The following is a 3,449-nucleotide window of genomic DNA, read 5'->3' as shown; positions in this document are numbered from 1 at the left end:
CGAATAAGTATGTTCCTGTTGGGATGCTGTTCTTGATCCTGGCAATTATCTTGAATGTAGTGTCAAATGTCAGCGACCTAGTGCTTGGAATTCTCTACGGCATCTCGATAGCAGTATTGATTATTGGACTATATAATAGTCGAAAATAAGTGCTGTAGCAGACGAAAACGGATCCGGCTTGCCATCCACATTGGATAGCCCGCCGGGTTTTTCGGGAAGCAAAGTTTGTTCACGAAGAAGTAGTAGACTTTGCTGTTGAAGCGCATTTGAAAGGGTGAAGGTATGGCAAGTGTTGAGGTGATGAAGGAACGGGCTCGTATTGCGGGTCGTTTCAACCTGTCTGCTCGCCGAAACCAGGAGCATAGGGCACTTGTTGCGCTCGCCGCGCAAAAGGCGGGAGGGGAGTGCCAGGTGGTTCCTGTGGCTCCCGGCGAAGATGAGGCTGACGTACTCGACCGTGCACGCAAGGTTGCGGGTGGTAAACCGGTCATTATCGTGACTGAGGCTGAGGGGGAGCTTCACGTTCGCCTCTTCGGCAGCGAGAGCAATTAGGTTGGGTAATCCTAAAACTAGCAGAAGACCCGGCGGATACTACATCTGTAGTATCCGCCGGGTCTTTTCTGCGTTGATGGGGATTGTTACAGCTGAGATTCGTATTGAGAAATATTCTGTCACAGCGCTTCTTTTGAAAGAACGGACGAGTCGTTACATGCTAGGGTAAGCAGTGGTGTCGCACGCACTAGATTCGTGCGGCATCATCATATGTCAGTATCGGATAAGGACGTCTGAGGGGAAGTCAAGCACAATGTGCGTGTAAGTCCCATGAGATGTGCCCGGTCCACAAATTCGAGGAGGAATCAATAATGGATACTAGAAAGATAGAAAAGATATCGGCAAAAGGAATAATTGGGTTATATGATTACAATATTAATTTTACGGATGGTAATTCTGAGCTAAAGGCAATTTATTCTGAAAATGGATGCGGAAAGACCAACCTTTTAAGATTGATTCATTGCGTCACATCTGGAAGTAGTGTGGAGCTGCAGAAAATATTCTCTATACCTTTCAAGGAATTGGAGATTAAGGCCTCTGGAAAAAGAATTTTCTTCACTAGAAGGACCAATAAATCTATCGATTTAAATATATATAATGAGTCGGATGAGAGTGTTTTCTTTAAGGATTTGAATCCCGGGGATTTAAAGAGTATGTCTGACCCGGAATTAGGTGATGAGATTCAAGATAAATACCGTGATATATCTTTGAACGTATGTAACTATACAGGAAACGCTGTATATCTTGGAACGAATAGATTAAATGATGTCGACCTCCAGGCAAGTCGTATTGCTAGGATTAGATGGAGGATGGGGCGCCGCAATGAGTCGGGGGAGGAATATGATCCTGTAGACCTTGTTATTGATTCCGTTCTTGATGAACTGAGTAACTCATTAATTCGTAATGCTCAAAGAATGACAATTAGTTCAAGAGGGCGCAGAGGAGTATATTCTCAAATTGTTAAAAATATATTTAATGATAGCAATAATGGCGATGGCGTAAATAGTAGTACGGAAGCAAGGAAGAGCATCCTTGAAAAAATAAAGGAAATTGATAATCTGGAGTATAAAAATCTGGTTGGCGAGTATGAATTAATTAATTTTGCCGAATATAATTCGATTAAAAATATGGTAAGCAATCCACCGAGGGTAAATGCTAAACAATTTTTGCATCTGTATCCAATATTAATGCCTTACTTTGATAGTCTTGCGGAGAAGATTCAAGATGTTTCTCCTGCGGCACGATTAATTGGGTCATTTATTGGATCTATTAATACGATGTTCCGGGATAAAGAAATTAAGTATAGTATGCAGAGGGGTTTTAGAGTACGTTCAAATATAGTTTCAGAAGAGGGAAAGAATGAAATCTATGTTGATCCCTCCATGCTTTCCAGTGGTGAGAAGCATATTATATTCCTTCTTGCAAAAGTGATTATTTCTGCCACTAGAGGGGATTCGTTATTAATTATCGATGAACCGGAAATTTCCCTCGGCATCCAATGGCAACGTTTGTTTGTGAAGTATGTTCAGGAGTGTGCATATGAGTCAAACCTCCAGGTTGTTATGGCCACACATTCACCACTAATTCTTGAAGACTATGATGATATTGATGTTTCTGTGTCGAAAAGAGAATCGAGAGATTAAGGGTGCTTGATATGAAAGATGGTATCGAAATAAAAGCTTCGTATAGGCTTAATGAATATGAGATGAAGAAGATTGACAGTCTTATGGAGAGTGGTCGAGATTCTGAATCTCCGAACATCTTTACAATTTATGTTGAAGGTATAGATGATATTGATTTTTTTAATAGATGGTTGAGGGTTTCAAAATTGGAGTCTAGTCATAGAAAACTATCTATAAAAATATTGGGAATTAGGTCAGATGAAAGTATTGTAGCCCCAGGTCTAGGAAATTGTCAGAAAATAAGGCTTGCTGCTGAGGAGTACAAAGATGATATGCGTAAGATTTATGTATCAGATAAAGATTTGATGACAGATTCTAATGTTAGAGAGTATGAGCATCTTGATTCGTTGTTTTTTACTGATTTTCCAGCTGTAGAAAGTTATGGGTTTCTGAATGAAATTCTATGCAAGTTAAATGAAGATAGATATGGTGGCAAATTGAAATCTTTGGAAAATTGTGGAGAATTTCTTAGTCGATATCTAAGGGGTATATATTTTTATCGGTGCGCACTGCATAATCAGGAAAAGCCGGAGGATATGAATTCAAAAGCTATTGAATTGCATAAAAAACTTACGAGTTATGTGAACGGTAATCGCGACAATTTATCTATAGATGGATTTATTGAGTTTGCGGATGGATTTATTCCTGATGAAGTGGTAAATGCAATGAAATCTGTAGACGATGATAATGTTGATCCTCGTGCATATATATATGGTCATGATGTTGGTTCTGCCATTAAAGGAGTTATAGCATGTTATGAAAAGGAATTGAGTTCCAAATACCCTGCATGCAGAAAGACTCACATAGAACAGTACGTCCGAGATAATTATATAAGCGAAGGATTTTATAAAAACGATAACCTTTTTAAATTATTGTGTATGAGAATAGAGTACATATACAAGCTAACAATGAAGTAAAAATAGGGACCCGGCGGACTATCCATCAGATAGCCCGCCGGGTCCCTTCTTTATACCGTTGCTATGCGCTCAGCCGTTTATCGGGTGGTGCGTTCCAGCAGCTGCAGCACGTTCTGGTAGGTGTGGCCGGTCGCCTCCGTCATGCCCTGCTCACAGGTGCGGTTAGCCGAAATGTATGCGGCGAACTGCTTCTGCTCGCTCAGCTCCGCAGCCTCAGCCTCCGTAGCGCTCGCCGTCAGCTCCGGGTGCAGCATACCGCGGTCACCCGCGTAACCACAGCAACCCCAGTGCTTCGGCA

Annotated in this window: 4 protein-coding genes; 3 read left to right on the top strand and 1 reads right to left on the bottom strand. The window is 41.3% G+C overall.

The genetic code is table 11. The annotated features are described in order from the left end of the window. The first annotated feature begins 282 nt into the window (after positions 1–282). The 3 genes from Q7O90_RS02565 (at position 283) to Q7O90_RS02555 (ending at position 3,151) form a co-directional block, all read left to right on the top strand. Positions 283–552 carry a hypothetical protein gene (locus Q7O90_RS02565; RefSeq protein WP_304127072.1) on the top strand — a complete coding sequence of 90 codons (270 nt, stop codon included), beginning with the start codon at positions 283–285 and terminating at the stop codon, positions 550–552. Between the two features lie 311 nt (positions 553–863). Continuing rightward, positions 864–2,195: an AAA family ATPase gene (locus Q7O90_RS02560; protein WP_304127069.1), complete on the top strand. Its 1,332-nt coding sequence runs from the start codon at positions 864–866 to the stop codon at positions 2,193–2,195. An 11-nt stretch (positions 2,196–2,206) separates the two neighbouring features. Next, positions 2,207–3,151 (top strand): hypothetical protein, encoded by a 945-nt coding sequence (locus Q7O90_RS02555; protein ID WP_304127067.1) that lies wholly within the window; start codon positions 2,207–2,209, stop codon positions 3,149–3,151. 77 nt (positions 3,152–3,228) lie between these two features. Here Q7O90_RS02555 and Q7O90_RS02550 read toward each other — a convergent pair. Continuing rightward, positions 3,229–3,449, bottom strand: a 221-nt coding sequence (locus tag Q7O90_RS02550) for a hypothetical protein (RefSeq protein ID WP_304127065.1), incomplete at its 5' end; no start/stop codon positions are given.

Origin of the sequence: Mogibacterium diversum (genome assembly GCF_938028775.1) — a bacterium.
In the GTDB taxonomy this organism is placed as follows: Bacteria; Bacillota; Clostridia; order Peptostreptococcales; family Anaerovoracaceae; genus Mogibacterium; species Mogibacterium diversum_A.
This window is presented reverse-complemented; position numbering and strand designations above follow the sequence as displayed.